The sequence below is a fragment of the Pseudoclavibacter helvolus genome (genome assembly GCF_049707175.1).
Classification (GTDB): Bacteria; Actinomycetota; Actinomycetes; order Actinomycetales; family Microbacteriaceae; genus Pseudoclavibacter; species Pseudoclavibacter helvolus_A.
Map to the genome: position 1 here is coordinate 1 of NZ_JBNAFM010000032.1, position 15,954 is coordinate 15,954.

17 protein-coding genes are annotated in these 15,954 nt (G+C 67.2%); 3 read left to right on the forward strand and 14 right to left on the reverse strand.

Annotated features, from left to right (window positions below; genetic code table 11):
- Positions 1–540: 540 nt before the first annotated feature.
- From ACPYN9_RS16910 to ACPYN9_RS16975, 14 genes are all read right to left on the reverse strand, one after another.
- Positions 541–1,533 carry a DUF3560 domain-containing protein gene (locus ACPYN9_RS16910; RefSeq protein ID WP_424468015.1) on the reverse strand — a complete coding sequence of 331 codons (993 nt, stop codon included), beginning with the start codon at positions 1,531–1,533 and terminating at the stop codon, positions 541–543.
- Between the two features lie 46 nt (positions 1,534–1,579).
- Positions 1,580–1,735, reverse strand: a complete 156-nt coding sequence (locus ACPYN9_RS16915) for a hypothetical protein (RefSeq protein WP_424468017.1) — start codon at positions 1,733–1,735, stop codon at positions 1,580–1,582.
- A 481-nt stretch (positions 1,736–2,216) separates the two neighbouring features.
- Complete coding sequence (locus ACPYN9_RS16920; RefSeq protein WP_424468019.1) at positions 2,217–2,438, reverse strand: hypothetical protein; 222 nt, start codon at positions 2,436–2,438, stop codon at positions 2,217–2,219.
- A gap of 46 nt (positions 2,439–2,484) precedes the next feature.
- Entirely contained in the window at positions 2,485–2,832 is a 348-nt protein-coding gene (locus ACPYN9_RS16925; RefSeq protein WP_424468021.1) for a hypothetical protein, read from the reverse strand.
- A 397-nt stretch (positions 2,833–3,229) separates the two neighbouring features.
- Entirely contained in the window at positions 3,230–4,594 is a 1,365-nt protein-coding gene (locus tag ACPYN9_RS16930) for a ParB/RepB/Spo0J family partition protein (protein ID WP_424468023.1), read from the reverse strand.
- A 1,084-nt stretch (positions 4,595–5,678) separates the two neighbouring features.
- Positions 5,679–7,625 (reverse strand): hypothetical protein, encoded by a 1,947-nt coding sequence (locus ACPYN9_RS16935; RefSeq protein ID WP_424468025.1) that lies wholly within the window; start codon positions 7,623–7,625, stop codon positions 5,679–5,681.
- Positions 7,626–7,861: 236 nt separating this feature from the next.
- On the reverse strand, positions 7,862–8,086 hold the full coding sequence (locus ACPYN9_RS16940) for a hypothetical protein (RefSeq protein ID WP_146079031.1): 225 nt from the start codon (positions 8,084–8,086) through the stop codon (positions 7,862–7,864).
- Between the two features lie 75 nt (positions 8,087–8,161).
- A complete protein-coding gene (locus tag ACPYN9_RS16945; protein WP_424468027.1) occupies positions 8,162–8,470 on the reverse strand; it encodes a hypothetical protein in 309 nt (102 codons plus the stop codon).
- Positions 8,467–8,988: a hypothetical protein gene (locus ACPYN9_RS16950; protein WP_424468029.1), complete on the reverse strand. Its 522-nt coding sequence runs from the start codon at positions 8,986–8,988 to the stop codon at positions 8,467–8,469. Before ACPYN9_RS16950 ends, ACPYN9_RS16945 begins: the two co-directional genes overlap by 4 nt.
- A 5-nt stretch (positions 8,989–8,993) precedes the next feature.
- Positions 8,994–10,394 carry an AAA family ATPase gene (locus tag ACPYN9_RS16955; protein ID WP_424468031.1) on the reverse strand — a complete coding sequence of 467 codons (1,401 nt, stop codon included), beginning with the start codon at positions 10,392–10,394 and terminating at the stop codon, positions 8,994–8,996.
- A 15-nt stretch (positions 10,395–10,409) separates the two neighbouring features.
- Entirely contained in the window at positions 10,410–11,480 is a 1,071-nt protein-coding gene (locus ACPYN9_RS16960; RefSeq protein ID WP_424468033.1) for a M23 family metallopeptidase, read from the reverse strand.
- 84 nt (positions 11,481–11,564) lie between these two features.
- Positions 11,565–12,098 (reverse strand): hypothetical protein, encoded by a 534-nt coding sequence (locus ACPYN9_RS16965; protein WP_424468035.1) that lies wholly within the window; start codon positions 12,096–12,098, stop codon positions 11,565–11,567.
- Positions 12,099–12,231: 133 nt separating this feature from the next.
- The gene (locus ACPYN9_RS16970; RefSeq protein ID WP_424468037.1) at positions 12,232–13,254 is read right to left on the reverse strand and encodes a zeta toxin family protein; all 1,023 of its coding nucleotides are present in this window, start codon (positions 13,252–13,254) and stop codon (positions 12,232–12,234) included.
- A complete protein-coding gene (locus ACPYN9_RS16975) occupies positions 13,251–13,712 on the reverse strand; it encodes a hypothetical protein (RefSeq protein ID WP_424468039.1) in 462 nt (153 codons plus the stop codon). The genes ACPYN9_RS16970 and ACPYN9_RS16975 overlap by 4 nt, the downstream gene beginning before the upstream one ends.
- Before the next feature lie 455 nt (positions 13,713–14,167).
- On the opposite strand from ACPYN9_RS16975, the gene ACPYN9_RS16980 reads away from it, so the two are divergent.
- The 3 genes from ACPYN9_RS16980 to ACPYN9_RS16990 all read left to right on the forward strand — a co-directional run bounded on the left by ACPYN9_RS16980 (position 14,168) and on the right by ACPYN9_RS16990 (position 15,756).
- Entirely contained in the window at positions 14,168–14,578 is a 411-nt protein-coding gene (locus ACPYN9_RS16980; protein ID WP_424468041.1) for a hypothetical protein, read from the forward strand.
- Entirely contained in the window at positions 14,575–14,922 is a 348-nt protein-coding gene (locus ACPYN9_RS16985; protein WP_424468043.1) for a hypothetical protein, read from the forward strand. Before ACPYN9_RS16980 ends, ACPYN9_RS16985 begins: the two co-directional genes overlap by 4 nt.
- Positions 14,923–15,147: 225 nt before the next feature.
- A complete protein-coding gene (locus tag ACPYN9_RS16990; RefSeq protein ID WP_424468045.1) occupies positions 15,148–15,756 on the forward strand; it encodes a hypothetical protein in 609 nt (202 codons plus the stop codon).
- The last annotated feature ends 198 nt before the right edge of the window (positions 15,757–15,954 follow it).

Genomic DNA, 15,954 nt, shown 5'->3' on the forward strand with positions numbered 1-15,954 from the left:
ACCCACATCCTCACGGAGGTTTTCGTTTCCCTCAAACCATCAAGCGTTCACAACGTCCCAGGTCAATACAACTAGCGCGCTTACGAGCGCATCCAGGGCCGACATGGCTTGGGCCACTGGCTCGCGGTCTGTAGCGTTCATGTGTCTTTCTCTTCCCCTCGTTTTTTTGCCGGAAGGCACGTAGTGCCTGTCAGGGAGCGGCAGCGCAGCATCAACCCGGAGGGCGGCAAGGAGAGAGTTTCGGCGCGAAATCAGCGAGCTTGCGAGCGCGTACCGAAAGTCTCGACGAGGCAGCCCGCGCAGCGGGCTTGTGCGGAGCCGAGCGACCGTAGACTGCCGCAGGCTTCCGGCAACAAACGAGCCCCGCAGGGGCGAATGCAGCCGGCCGCTCGCGGCCGCCAGCTCGTGAGGCGGCACAGCCGTCGAACCAGCAGCGCAGCGCCGGCCTCCGTCGCCGGCGCTGCGCTCCCGGCCCACCGGGGCCGGGGGCGAGAGCACCAGTTATGCCGGTAATACCGGCATAACTGGTGAAGCGGGCGGTTAGGCGGCTGGCGCCGACTCGGCGTTGCGCTTAGCGAGGGCTTCGGCGTAGGCCTCTGCGGTGATGTGGGCTTGCACCTCGGGCCAGGGGCTCTTACTCGTCCAGGTGTACTCCGTCTCGACGGCGACGGTTTGAGCGTTGGCTCGGGCGACGGTGTACCAGTGGCCGCGGATCTTCACTTGGTCGCCCTTCTTGACGTTCTCGCGGCTGTAGTTGGTGGCTTGGCCGCTGGCGACCTGTTCGGCGCGGATGCCTTCCCAGTAGGCGAGCTGGTCGGCAGTTTCCTCGATGAGGGGCGCGAGGCGTCGTGCTTGGCGTTCCGTCTCGGCCTCGTTCGGGCTTCGGTAGACGCTGGGGGTCGAGTTGTCCCAGAACTTCTCGACGAGCTGGCGTTCGTATCGGCGCTTGTCTGCGGTGAGCTTCTTGATGCGGTTGGCGACGGTCACGGGGTTGTAGCGGGCGCCGGTGGTGTGCGAGGCCGTCTCGGCCTTGCGCGCGGCCTCGTCGGCCGCTCGGTCCGCCTCGACGCTCTTTCCCAGGCTGGACCAGGCGCGGTCGATCGCGCGGCGGTGGCCTCGTTCGGAGTGGTGGCCGATCTTGATGGGTTCCCCGCCCTCCGGCAGGCGCTCGAGGTCGCGGCGGCGGCGTGCCTCGGCGGCGTCGGCGTCGCTGGCTTTGCGTTCAGCTTTGGCGGCGAGCGCGTCTACGCGGTCCGCCTGGCGGGCGATCTTGCCTGCTTCGACTTCGGCGGTGGTGCGGATCGTTTCGTCGAGCTCGGTGATGACCTCGAAACCTGCGGCGGTGAGGGCCTCGACGGTGCGGTTGATGACGTGGTGCTTCGGGCGGCGGTCGCGGCTCATCGGGACGAACCACGCGCCGATGCTGCGCCCCCAGCGCCAGCCCGAGCGCTTGAGAATGTCGCCGGTGCCGTCGCCTCGGCTGGTGCCGCCGATCAGGGTTCCGTCTTCGTGGGTGTGGGTGATGGTGAGCATGTCTGGGTCCTTTCGTTGTTTACTGGGAATGCGGGTTATGCCGGTATTACGCGAAGCTGTCGGCGTATCGGGTTGCGGTGCATCGCTCGCCCTCGATGTAGTCGCGACTCTCGGTACGGCAGGAGGTGCATGCGCACCCCCAGGCGTAGGCCTCGGCGGACATGGTGTTCTCGTAGCCGATCTCGTCGTCGTTCCCGTACATGTGCCTGTCTCTCTTCCCTCGTTTTTGCCTGGAAGGCACGTAGTGCCTGTCAGGGAGCGGCAGCGGAGCAGCAACCCGGAGGGCGGTGGGGGAGAGAGTTTTGGCCCGAAATCAGCGAGCTTGCGAGCGCGTGCCGAAAGTCTCGGAGGAACCGGCCCGCGCAGCGGGCTTGTGCGGAGCCGAGCGACCGTAGACTGCCGCAGGCTTCCAGGTAAAAACGCACCGTAGGTGCGAGGGTGGAGCCGGCCGCTTGCGGCCGTCAGCTCGTGAGACGGCGCAGCCGTCGAACCAGTAGCGCAGCGCCGGCCTCCGTCGGCGGTGCTGCGCGAGACGGCAGCTGGGGGTCACCAGTGCTCATTTAATCTCGCGGACGTCTCTGACCTGGTGAGAGCCGCCGCGCCCTGCGAACGTGCGGCGGTCGGCTATTGAGGGACCGCTCACCGCGAGTTATGCCGGTAATGCCTGCATTACCGGCGGGTCCTCACGGCCGGGTGGCGATCGCGTTGGTGTAGCGCAGCGGGTAGGCCCGCTCGCTTCCGTGGTCACTCCTCACGACGACGTGGGCGGGGTGCTTGCGTCCGAGACTGTTCGCATCGATGTGGCGAACGACGTGGCCCCGGATCGGCTCGCTGTACCCGCCGCGCCACGCCGTCACGCGGGTCCCGGATGGGAGTGCGTCGGCTCGGTTCGTGCGCTTGGTCATGTGTTCCTTGGGGTTCAAGCGGCGAGTTATACCTGTTATGCCGGTATTAGGCTTGGGTGACTTCTTCCCAGGTGAAGCTGGCGTAGCCGAGTGTTGCTCGGTTGTCTTCCGTGCGGTTCACAAGGTCGCCATCTTCGGGGTTGTCGGGGTCGGTGATGCTGGGGTGCCCGTGCTCGTCGAACGTGAGCACGAGTCCTCCGGCAGGGAACAGGCGGCGCAGTGCGTCGTGGTGCCGCGCGAGCGTGGCGAGGTCGAAGACGGGCAGCTCCCACCCGTTCCAACCTCGCCAGGGGGCCGGGAGGTAAGCGGGAAGGATGGACTCGGGGGAGTAGTCGTCGACGTGCATGGTGACGCGTGCGGGACGGTAGCCAGCGGGTGCAGTGGTGGTGTTCATGTGTCTTTCTCTTCCCCTCGTTTTTTGCCGGAAGGCACGTAGTGCCTGTCAGGGAGCGGCAGCGCAGCATCAACCCGGAGGGCGGCAAGGAGAGAGTTTCGGCGCGAAATCAGCGAGCTTGCGAGCGCGTACCGAAAGTCTCGACGAGGCAGCCCGCGCAGCGGGCTTGTGCGGAGCCGAGCGACCGTAGACTGCCGCAGGCTTCCGGCAACAAACGAGCCCCGCAGGGGCGAATGCAGCCGGCCGCTCGCGGCCGCCAGCTCGTGAGGCGGCACAGCCGTCGAACCAGCAGCGCAGCGCCGGCCTCCGTCGCCGGCGCTGCGCTCCCGGCCCACCGGGGCGAGGGGGAGAGCGCCAGTTATGCCGGTAATACCGGCATAACTGGCGGAGCGGGCGGTCAACTGGTCGCTTCCGTGTCCATCTTCGCGGCGATGCGCTCGACGGGGGAGAGGGTGTGCCCCCAGCCAGCCAGCAGTTCGAGGTACGCGGCCGTTCGTGCGTCCGGGTTGCGCCAGCTGTTCTTGCTGGTGCTGGACTCGATGCCACCGAGGACTACGGCGAGCGAGACGTGGGCGGCTCGGGTTGGGTGCTTGTCGAGGTAGTCGGCCAGGACGTTCGTGCCGTAGCTGTTCGTGAGTCCCAGGAGGGTGGCGGCGACGCTGTTGCCGTGGTTCATGGCCTGGGAGATGCTGAATCGGTGGGTGGTGAGGCCGTCCGCGATCACTCGTGCCGCGTTCTTCGGGAGGGCCTTGCGCGCCATGAGGGTAGTGAGCCATTCGAGGCGGACGGTTTCTGCCGCCTGCCACTCTTTGTTGTTGGCGATGAGCGTCTTGCGCTCGGCCTTCTGCTCGTCGGTCATCGGCCCTGTGGGGGTTGTTGCGTAGCCGGGGCGGATGGTGAAGCCGAGCGCGGCGGGGTTCGAGATGAAGTGCGTAACCTGCGCGGTCGTCTCCTTGGTGTCGTCGTCGCGGGTCGTGCGGATTCGCACGCTCACCCCCTTCTTGCCCTGCACGTCGTCGGCGGTGACGAATTCGCCTTCGGCGGTGAGAAGCGCGGACAGGCGCTGGCCAGGTTCGCTCCAATCGTTCTGCGCGAGAACGATGTGCCCCTTGACCTCCTCTGCGATGGTGGCCGCTTCGATGATCGCTCGCCGCTCCCGCTCGTCGCGGGCCTGCTGGACGGCGACGGGGAAGTGGGTCGGGTCGGTGGCCGCTGTCTCGCTGAGTTCGTCTACCAGGTCGGTGTCGTCCGCGAATTCGAGGAGGTCCGATGCCTGGTCGAGGGTCAGCGCGACTTCGTGCACCAGGCGCGTGCCGGTGTCGCTCTTAGCGACGGCGAGGCCGCTGGCAACGCGGTTCTTGGGTACTCCGGCGCGCTTGGCGATGGTTGCGACGGTGAGGCCGTCCATTTCGAGTTGATGCCAGGCGGCGATGCGGTCGCCGTCGTTGAGGGCGGCGCGGTGTTCGTTCTCGTTGAGCTGATCGATGATGCGGGATGCGGTGTCGTCGTCAGCGGCGTCGATGATGTAGACGGGGATCGTGGCGAGTCCGAGTTGTTGGGCGGCGGTGGTGCGGCGCTGGCCCGCGCGGACGTGGACGGTGCCGGATGCGTCGCGCCAGGCTTCGACGGGGGTGCGGACTCCGCGCGCTTCAATGTCTGCCAGGAACTCCGGTGTGATCGCGGCAGAGGTGCGCACGTTCGTCTCCAAGACGAGCGTGCTGGGGTCGAGGTGCTCAAGCGTGCCTGCGGTTGTGGTGGTCATTGTGTGTCCTATCTCTCTCAGCGTTTCTTTGCCGGAAGGCACGTAGTGCCTGTCAGGGAGCGGCAGCGGAGCAGCAACCCCGGAGGGCGGTGGGGGAGAGAGTTTCGGCGCGAAATCAGCGAGCTTGCGAGCGCGTGCCGAAAGTCTCGGAGGAACCGGCCCGCGCAGCGGGCTTGTGCGGAGCCGAGCGACCGTAGACTGCCGCAGGCTTCCGGCAAAGAAACGCCGCCCCGCAGGGGTGGCGAGGCAGAGTCGGCCGCTTGCGGCCGTCGAACCAGTTTCTTTAGGGGTGACGAGCGGTGGCGACGGGACCCGGCGGGGTCGCCCGCTTTCCGCTCTGTTTGAGAGCGATAGCGCGAAAAGACCTGGTCAGGGCCGCGTACTTTGGTGACGCCTGGTCGTGCGCGTGGACGCGATGGACCGGGGGCGGAGACGCGGCAGCGTCGAGATCCGTGCGGGCGACGGGACCTTGCGCGTGGGGCGGTTGCGCTCCCCAGGGGGGGAGGTTTGCGACGAGGGCTGCCGCGCCCGCTGCGCGGTCTTGCCCTCGGGGGGATGGGGTTGCGTCGTGCTGTCCATGGCCGTGGCGTAGTCATCTCCGATCGAGGCGGGGATGACGAAGTGGCGGCGGTGGTCAGGACGAGTCCGTGTTGGCGGGTGGGTCCGGCTGTCCATCCTGTGGGCGAGTGAGCCCGGGCGAAGCTCGGTCGTCCACAGGTGGTCAGGGGGTGCCCGTCTTCGGTGTCGCACGTTCGATGCGTGCGGCGCCGAAGCTCGAGCCCGGTACGGGGTCGTGCTGGGGGAGGCGCTGTGCGCGCGCAGCGCGCTCGGTTTCGTTCGGAGAGCGGGGCAGCCGCGTCGACGTTCTGTCGCTCTGAAATAGAGGGCTACGCAGAGAAACGCCTGGTCGGGGGACCGTACTTTGGTGACGCTCCGTCGAGGGACCGTGCCTTGGTGGCGGGTCCGGCTGTCCATCCTGTGGGCGAGTGAGCCCGGGCGAAGCTCGGTCGTCCACAGGTGGTCAGGGGGTGCCCGCCTTCGGTGTCGCGCGCTCGATGCGTGCGGCGCCGAAAGTCGGCCGCGGCTACGGAGTAGGCGAGGCCTGGAAGATCACGCGCGCGCGTTTCTCAGCGCGCTCGAATGCCTTGCGCAGCGGGCCTGCGGCGACCGTATCGACGGGGGCGATCAAAGGCGGTGGGATCTCGCCATTCGCGACCCGCACGTAGGTTCGCGCGACTCGATAGTCAGCGCGGCCGTCTGGCCGGCGGGGGTGGCCTCCATGGCGATTCAGCTGCGCGTCAGGAATGAGAGCGAACTGGGTGGGGTGGTGGCGTCGACGCTTCTGCGTGCGCCGGCTCGTCATCCAGGTCTGCTCTGCCTGCCACCACGCCCAAAGCTCGCGCTCGAGGTTGTATCGAGCTCGGCGGGCATCGAGACGTCCGGTGGCACCGAGGACGGCAGCGGCAGCATCTCGCCGTTCGAGGTCCGTGGCGACCCACCCCCTCGCGCTGTCCTGCACCAAGCCGTACCGGGAGAGGGCGTACAAGGGAAGGGAGAGGGAAGCTGCGTCGTCAGCTGTCCGGGACGCGAGCGCAGCGGTGGGGGTGGGCGTGGACTTCAGGCGTGCGTAGATGTTGCCGGCGTAGATCCCGAGGCTGCGGCCGTAGGTGAATACGTCGTGGCGGGCGGCGGTGGCACGAGCGCTGAGCTCATCGAGGAGCAGCCGGCGGAGGGCGGCTCCGGCTGCGGGGGTGGTGCCGGGGCGCGGGTCCGCTTGTGACCGGGTTAGTCCGGGGTTCCTGTGGAGAACTCTCTGTGGGTCAATGGTCCAGCGAGCTCCGCGCGGCCCATCGGCCCGACTTTCGCGCGCGATCCAGCCGTCCGCGGTGAGGCGGAGCAGGCTCGTGCGGGCCGTCTCGCGGCCGATGCCGGCGAGCAACGCGAGGCGGCGGATATCGGCCTCGAGGACCGTGTTGACGGCTTGGAGAGCGAGGATGCTGAGGGCGTCGAGGACGCGGCGGTCAGCTGGGCCACCGCCGCGGCTCCATCGGCCTGCGGCAGCGTCGGCACGTTCTTGGACGAGTCTGACGTGCGCGGCGATGTCGGCCGCGCGTGCGTCGAAGGTGGGGTCGGTGCCGCGTCTGCGGTCGCTGTTGGCGACGTAGCGCACGGCTTTGTCCCATTGCCGGCGGAGGATCGCGGCCGCAGCTGCGGAGCTGCGTGGGGCGCGGGTCGAGCCCTCGCGGCGGCTGCGTAGGTGTTCGAGGCCGGCGTGCTGGTCGACGAGGGCGGCGACGTCGGCGTGGCGCCAGCGCGCACCGGCAGCGCCTATGAGCACGCGCCAGAGCGTCGACGAAGCGTCGCCGTGAGCGGCGTGCTCGTCGAGGGCGGCTGCGCTGGCGGGCGGGAGCGGGCGGCGCGGGCCGGGGAGGTACAGGCGCTGGTGAGCGTCCACGGGGATTTCGTGCGGGGTGTTCGGGCGTGCGTCGGAGTCCGGGGTGATGCGCGCGGCCAGGCTCTCGATGACGGCGCGGATCTGTTGTGCGGTGCCGCGTGGCGCGGACAGCGCCGCGGTGTCGCCGCTGAGCACGCGGGAGTTGCCGCCGGCCCGGTGCGGGGCGCCGGGTGGGCGCACGCATCCTGTGGCGGGATTGGTGAGGGGCGCGAGGTCGAGGGTTGGGCACAGGTGGCGGAGGAGCCGTGCCAGCGTCGCGATCGTGTCGGCGTCGACGCTTTCGCGGAGTGCGGTCCAGACGTGCCGGCCACCGGTGGGGCCGGATGCGCAGATGACGGTGGCGAGGCCGGCGTCAGCGAGGGTGGCGGCGATGGTGAGCGCGTCGCGCTCGGCGTCGGACGCGGCGTCTGGCGTCTTGGCGTCGAGGTCGAATGCGAGGAGCCGGTATCGGTGGTCGTTGCCGGCGAGGTAGACGGCCCAGGGGCGTTGTGGTGCGTCGTCGTTGACGCGGCGGTCGCCGCCTGGTCGGTACTCGTTGAGTACCGTGCCGTAGGCGTCGGCGGCGGCCACACGCACGGTGGGCCTCGGGCTGATCGCCTCAGTGAGTTCCCAGAACTCGCTGAGGGTGCCGAGACTTCCGTTATCGGAGTCGGCTGTTATGATCGTCCTGCTTTCTAGTCGATTGCACGAATAAGGTCCGGGTGCCACCCCGGTTCTTGCTCCGCTTGATCTGAGCTGGTCGCCAAACTCGTCAGATCAGGCCTCATCTTCGAAAACCCCCGCCCTGCCAAAGGCGGGGGTTTCGCATTTGTCTATGCTGCGTTCGTGGCTGGCTCCTCGGGGAAGTTGAGCTGGGTGTGGGTGGTTTTCGGGCGCGGGGCGTACTCGGGCATGCCGAGTGCGTCGGCTGCCAAGGCCGTCATGTACTCGCCGTAGCTGAGGCCAATCGCGTCGGCTTTCTGCTTGATAACCTCCGCGAGGGGTGCGAGAGGTTTCGCCATGATCGGCACTCGGTGCCCCTTGCTCGGTCGTCCCATGGACGAAAGCATGGCGGATATCCATTACGGAAAACGTTTGGACACGCCGTGGTCGTGAACAGGACGCACGATCGGTCATGCGGCGTCCACGACGACGAGGAACACGCCTGACTGGCCGCCAGGCCGGGCGCGGAGCGCTTGGCCGATCGCGGTGACGATCTGCCCGTAGTGGCACGCTGCTACGAGCTCTTCGTAGGTGACGTCAACGCCGAGTGCCGCGCTGGCGTTCGCAGCTGTCTCGTCGACACGCGGGTTGGCGAGCGCCCAGGCGATGCGAGGGAGACGAGTGGGGCGGAACTGAATCTGCCGGGCAGCTGCGACGCGCAGCTGTGGCGGCGTCCACACGGCGACGGTGACGCGGGGGCGTTCGAGGGTCATGGTCATGCCTGCCCCTCGCGGTGCTGCGTGCGGGCGCTGACCGCGCGGGAGCGGTAGTCGAGGTGTGCGTCAGTGAGCCATGCGGCGATGCAACCAGGATGGGCTCCTGCGGGCCTGCCGGTCATCGGGAGGGGCGTGTGTGTGCGTGCCAAGCGCGCCAGGCGTTCGATGAAGGGGTTGTCGTACTGGAACAGGCCGCTGGTGTCGCCGCTGGTGTCGATGGCGTGGACCGGCGCGAGTATGCCGTTCTCTCGGAAGACGGTGCCTGCGGCGCGCTGGAACGCGGCAAGGTAGTCGCGCTGGTCGTCTTGGGCGAGCTGTGCGATCTGGAGGGCGAGCATGGCGAGCTCGTTGACGTCGGCGGCGCGCGCGTTCGATGCTTGTTCGTGCAGTTGCTCGCGTTGGGCGCGTGCTTGCTCGACGAGGCCGAAGGCGCGGAAGACGGCGGTGACGTCCATGGCGAGCACGATGGGTTCGGTGCGGTGCCGCAGCGTCGTCCAGCTGCTCTCCGTGCGGGATCGCACGGCGTTCATGGTCGGGGATCTCCGAGTTCGACGGCGACTGCGGCGGTGGCTTCGAGCCATGCCGCGCGGGTCGCGGGGCGGAGATTCTCGACGATGATCTGTCCGTCGACGAGCGCGGGGTCGAAGGGGACCTCCACGACAACGCGGGCGAGGTTTTCGTAGCCGTGCACGATTGCCGCGGTGTCCTTGGACGAAGCGCGGGGATCGGACTTGCTGACGATCACGACCGCGTGGCGTGCCAGGTGCTCTGCTCGCCCGCCTTGGCGCGTGAGCTCCTCGAGGAGGAGTGCGCCGGCTTCGGCGTGGTCGGCGCGCGTCGACGTCGCGACGACGAGCTGATCCGTGTGGTGGATCATTCGCCGGTACATCGGGTCGGACTCGTCGTTACCGGAGTCCATGATGATGAGGCGGTAGAACTTCGAGGCGACGCGGTGAATGGCGTCCACGTCGTCGGGAGTGATGCGCTGGTCTTGGGCGAGCGCGATGGGCTTGGAGCGCAGCACGTCGAACTTGTCGCGCGTCTGGTGGTGCACGAACGCCGTGAGGTCCGACGCCTTGGCGCGGGGGCCGAGGAGTCGTTCGACCTCCGGCAGGAGGTCCAGGAGCGTTTTGTCGTGCGGTCCTTGCTCGGTGCGCCATCCGAGGGTGCCTCTGGTCTGGTTGTTGTCCCAGGCGAGGACGCCGGCGCCGCCGTAGCGCGCGAACGTGGAGCTGAGGTTGATGGCTACGGGGGTCTTGCCCGCGCCTCCTTTGCCGTTGACGACGGCGATCGTGCGGGGTCCGGCCCAGTGCTGGCTGACGACCTTCTCGTACGTGCGCTCCGTGAGCTCGCGGCTGCTGGGCGAGACACGAATGCCGCTGCGGGCGAGGAGCCCGCGGACGCCTCGTGTCGCGGCGCGTTCGGCTTGCTCGGCTTGCAGGAACGAGGTGCGTGCCTCGCGCCGCGACAGCACCACCTGGGGCGCGTGAGTCGGCGGTGTGCTTGGCGGGAGGGCGCCGTATGTGCGTGGCGTCGGCGCGGTCACGGGTGCCGGTGACGGTGTGGGCGCGTGGTACTGCGGGGCTGCCGGCGGCTGGGGAGCGGCGGCGATCGGCGCGGGTGGCGTTGCCGGTGCAGGCGTCTCGCGGAGCACGGGTGAGGGTGTGGCCGGGCCTGTGCTGATCTGTCGCGTCGTCTTGTCGGGGTACACGGCGAGCTCCACAGTGGTGTCCCCGTGGGTCGCGTGGACGGTGACGCCGCGATTGATCTGCGCGGCGGTGTCGGCGGCCATGTCGATGATCTGGGCCGTCGCGGTTGCGGCATCGGCGGCGTGGATCAGGGTCTTGCGGCCCTCCATAACGTAGGTGCCGGTGCCGTCGTCGCGGGTTTCGGCGTCGATGCGAGGCCAAGCGGTGGGTTCCACCATGAGCGTGCTCCTGTTCTAGTTGAGCGAGATGCCGAACTGCGCCATGAAGGGCGCGGGGTCGATGAGTTCGCCGTTCTGGACGACGGCGAAGTGGAGGTGGCACCCGGTGGACTGGCCGGTATTGCCGACGCGGGCGATCTGCTGACCCGCGTTCACGGTGTCGCCCTCGCGGACGAGGATGCCGCTCTCGTACATGTGCAGGTAGTTCGTGCCGATGCCGCCGCCGTGGTCGAGCTTGATGGTGCCGTTTCCGGCACTGTTGAAGCCGGCGAAGGTGACCACGCCCTTCTGCGCGGCCCAGATCGGTGCGTCGCATCCGGGGGCGAGGTCGACGCCGCGGTGGAATGAGGAGCATCCGTCGCAGCTGCGGGGGCCGTATCCGTCAGTGTTGGGACCGTCGGCGGGCTTGGCCCATCCGTCCTTGCTGACTTGCCCCGGCAGGGTGCCTGTGGCGCTGCACGCTTGTCCGCCGGTGCCGGTCGCGAGGCCGGTCTTGACCCCGCTGAGGGTGTCGACGATGCGGACGGCGGTGTCCCAGTACGTCTCGTAGTGGTACGGGTCTGCGTTGCCCTGGGTGCGGTGCGCGACGAGGGTTGGGGCAGCGGTCTGCCATTCGGCGTCGGGGACGGCGACGAGCATGGCCTTGAAGAAGTTGGTGGCGCTGATCGTCGGGTTCATGCGGTCTTCGTAGCTGCCCCAGGCGCCGTTGCCGCGCTGTTGGAAGAGGCCGCGTGAGTCGGGGCCGACGGCGTCTCCGTAGTCCTTGACCTCCAGTGAGGACTCACCGATGGCGGTCATGACGCCGATGGTCTGGTCGCGCGCGCCGAGGCCGAGTGCCTTGCCGGCCTGCACGATGTAGGCGGCATTGATGAGGCGATCGGGGCCGAAGTCGTCGATGGTGACGTTGGGGATGCTGGACGGGTCGATGGTGACGCTGGAGGCGCTGCCTGCGGTGGGGTTGCAGGTGTCCATCGTGGACGAGCTCGTGAGCATGAGCGGGAACAGCAACCCGACGGCGAGCAGCGGTGCTGCCAGAAGGGCGATGGCACCGCCGCGTTTGGCGTCGAGGTCAGCGATCAGGCGCACGAAGGGGCGGGGTGGACGCTCGCACAATCAGAAGATCTGATGCGGTGGGCTAAGCAAGCCAACGTCGCAACCTCAGTGAGCGCATCACCCGAGGTGGTCATGCCATCCAACGTCGTGGACGAGGCGATTGCCGAGGTCTACAAGATCCCGTCCCTGGGCGATGACCTCGCGTTCGATCAGCCGTACATGAACAGCGGCGCGAACGGGTTGCAAGCGCGCGTCGAGGTGCAGCGCGTCCCACCGTTCGAGGCCGACAACACGCCGCCGCCCGTCGTGCTTCAGGTGAGTCTGAACGGTGCAGAGCAAGGCCGTCTCGAAGTCGTGAATTTCGACCTCAGCGGAAACGAGCGGGCAGTTGAAGCGCGCGAGCTGGGTGGCCTCCGCGACCGGCTCTACCTCAGCAATGAGGACGTGAATCGCCTCGTGGAACACCTCCAGCCAGCGCTTGCGCAGATGGTGAAAGCGTACGCCCCAAGCCCTGCCGAACCGAGCCCCACCGTAGCGCGCGACGAGACACTGGACCGCATCAGCCGGCTTCGCGCCGCCAACTTCACGAACGCGCCGCTGGCGGCGGCCGCGAGGCCCAGTCGCGGTGATGCCGCCGTCGCGTCGGCACACAACCAGGCTCGAGTGCAGCCCTCCCCCCACGAAGGAGCGCCTGGAGCGCTGATAGGCACGACACGGCGAAGAGAATCTCCCCCGGTTGAGCTATCAACCGGGGGAGATTCTCTGTCGAACTCGGCGAACCGACTCAGCCGCGCTCGGGACCTGCGGAGCGCTCTGTGGGCAGCGCACGTCGCGGTGGCGGCGCTGGCGCCGCAGGCTTGGTCGGTCGAGCCGGCGACTGCTTCGAAGGTGCGACGTCGCGGAGCGCGCGGGGCACCTCATCAGACATGTTGCGCGCCTGATTGACTTCAAGGGTCGGCACTGCTTTCACCTTCTTCGCCTCCTCAGGCGAGGTGAAGTACACGCGGTAGTGCGTGACCGCTTGGCATTCCTCCGCCAGTCTGCGTGCGCTCTCTCGGGGCATGGACGAGCACCCCGGGCCGGCGTAGACCTCGCGCGCGTAGGTACTGGGGACCCAGCGACCACCCAGCACGTCCTTCCCGGCGACCGCCTCGGTATACCGCTCTTCCCACCGCTGGCGGATGCGCGCCTCTGATACCTCGTACGACACCTCGACATCGACGACGCGCACGCCGTAGCCGGCGGCCTCCAGCTGCTCTCCGAGCGCGACCGCCTTGGCGGGGTCAGCCAGAACTGTGTCGATCACAATGTTGGTGCCGCGTTCCATCTCATCGTCGCGCAGCTGCGTGGCGAGGTAACTGGATTCCTCGTGCACGAGCGCCGCGAACTCCAACGGGTAGAACACCTCACCACGCGCTTCGAGCTCGCGAATCTCCTGGGGCTTGATCCAGGCATCGAAGCTGCCATCAGCGACGGCAGCTTCAAGCAGCTTCTCCTTGAACTTGTCGGCGTCGACGACGAGAAACTTCTCCTCGTCCTCGCCCAGAATGTGCCTGCGAATAGAGCCCTTGCCAGCTCCAGGCGGCCCGGCCATCACGAGCACCAATTTGCTGAACTCCACCGCGGGCGCCTCTTCGAGGAGCTCGGCCGTGATGCGTTCGTGCAGCGCTTGGCGGGCGGGGGTCGGTGCGTCTCCGCGCCACCATTCCGGGTTGCGTTTTGTTGAGTGCGGGGAAGCTCGGTGCAGCACCTCGCGGGAGAGTTCCCGCACGAGCTCCATGTGGCGTGCGACGTCTGGATCGCTCACGCGGCAGTCGAGCCGTGCAGGCGCTCAAAGACGGCCGCGTAGATCTCAGCGTCGATGAGGCCTCGTCGCTTCGCGCTCACCACCTCGCTCCAAGTGCCAGCCGGGTTCACCATCAAACCGTCAACGTCATCCGGCGCATCCATGTCGGCGTACGGGAACCGCGCGAGCTCATCGACGAGCTGATCCCGCTCGAGCTCGCCGGCCGCGTGGCGCAAGCAGATCTCCATTGGGGTGGCACCCGAGAAGCCCTCCAGCGGGTCCGCCACCTTCTCAGCGGTGCGGTAGAGACCGTGAAGCGTAGGCTGCGCGATGTGCGTCCAGTCAGCGATTTCTCGCTGCGTCCAGGACTTGCGTCGGACCAAATTGAGCTTCCGGCGTATGTCCAGGTCGAGCACTTCACGCTCGGCGCGCATCTGATTCAGCTCCGCAACTTCCGGAGGCATGTTTGTGATGGTCATGAGGACTCCTCACCTCCCGGCGAGCACTGAGACGGCCCACCTCATAGGCAACCCTATCAACGATTGATAGGGAAAGCTATCACCCGCCCGGGTGATCGAATGTCAGCAGCATGAGGGACACTCGAACACATGTCCACAATCGTCCACGACCCCATCAGTGTCGAGCTGAGCAATGACGAACCTCGGGTGTTCTGGTGGCAGCGCTTCCCGTACGTGGTCACCGCCCCCCACTGCTCTTCTACCGCCGCAAGCCGCCCTGGTGGCACGGCACAGGGTCGATGGCAAGGCTCGACGATGCCTTCTGGAAAGTCAGCGCAATACGGGATGGAAGTGGCGACGAGCCGCAGCTGTACGACCTCAAATTCGACGGCGAAAACTGGTCCCTCTCACACATCTTCTGACACAGAGGACTCACACTTAATGTAAGTCCATACATTCAACGAAAGGGGCGAGCGGTGGCGTACATCACACTCACGGAGGTCTGGGGCGAGCGCACGGAACTCGTCAACACCGATCACATCGCGCACTTCACTGCGGCCCGCGTCTCGGCGGCAGCGAACAGCGGACCGGCAGCGTCGCAGTCAGCACTGCACATCGTCGCCGCGCAATCGCATCAGCCGGCCGATCGTGAGTACATCCCGGTTCTCCCTGACGGAACACACGACCTCGAGGAAACCGACGCCGTGGTGGCCCTCCGCAACTTGCAGCAATACGTGGTCGCCGCAGCTCAGCGCGAGCATGCAGCCCCACACTCTCCCGCGCGCGACGCCAAATGGGGAAGCTCGCACGCCGCAGCGAAAGCCGCCCATGACGCGGCAGCTTCTCCGGAGCGGAGCGCGATCGACGCGCGAGCGGCAGGCCGATGATGGAGCGCCGCCTGGCCTCTGTTGCGCACGTCGCGCAGCACCTCCAGCGCGTCGATCCGATCGTTCGGCGCGCATCGACCACGCATTTCAACCCTCGCGCCGCGGAGCTCGCTGACGAATGGTGCGGCGAGGTCGACTCGCTCGCCCTCGGCGGTCAGCTCTCGTCGACGTTCAACCTCCTCTCTGAGGACGTCATTGGCCTACTCGCCACGGCGAGCCCCGGGAAGCCGCGACCCGAGTTCCTGTTCGCCGCACTCGACGTATCGATGCGCCTCGGGCGCTCTACGGCACGCCTGGCCAACCCTCCTCGTTGGCGGTCGAGCGCTGGCGACCTGGCAGCGTGAGCGAGGGGTTTCAGAGATGAAAGAGGCCACACTCGACGAGCTGCGGCGACTGAAACGCATGCGCGCGGCCGGCTTCGAGGACGCCACCCTGACCGAGTTGCGTTACGAGGCACTGGTGGAGCAGGACACACGAACACTTCGAGCCGCCGCACACAGTAATCCGTGGAGGCGTTCGCTACGTTCGCCCCATCTCCACCACACATCTCATCAAACCGAAGGGGAAGAATGAACATGAAGAAGCGATGGGCCGGAACCGCAGACTATGCCGACGCCGCAGGGCCGGGAGTCTCGATCAATCCGTACCCTGGGGTTACAGTGGTCACCACCGCCGGTGACGTGCACGAGTTCTTCGGAATGTCGGTAGAAAACCAGACGTTCGATGAGGGCTTGAAAATGTACTGGCCGAAAGCTGTCAGCCTTGCGGACGGCACGCTTCATGTGACCGCTCGGGTGTACGACCGAAGTGTCCTCGACGGGCTACCCGACACGGATTCGGAGCGCTCGATCATCGCCTTCGCGCCTGGCTCCTGGACCTCAGTCGTCGGAGACGGCTTCACTGGTTCACCCCCAGCAGATCCCGTGCCAGCGTCCAACTGGTGGGCCATCTTCCGTTCAACCAGTGAGCCTGAGTCGTCAAAGCAACGCTACTACGCACCTGTGGTGGCCTGGCAGCCCACGCGGCACGATGGCCTCTCCGCCCTAACCGCATGGATCTCCAACACCACTGACGGCAGCCTGTATCGAACAGACAGCACTCACTTTGGGATAGCGAATTGGCGCCATCTGGGCTTCACACAGGAGCGCCCGGACGGTACCGAAGACTGGGGCATGTAAAGCGCCAGGAACAAGGAGAGGGTGCCCGCGTGAGGCCGGCACCCTCTCCTTGTTGTCGAAAGCAAGACAGGACCAATGACTCTCCTCCTCTCACAGGCTGATCGCATTCCAGAGTGTAGAAGAGGTGCTCGAGGCGCCCGTTGTTCGCTTCGGTGGGTCCGTTGCTCGTGCCGGGATGATCGAAGTACGCGAGGACAT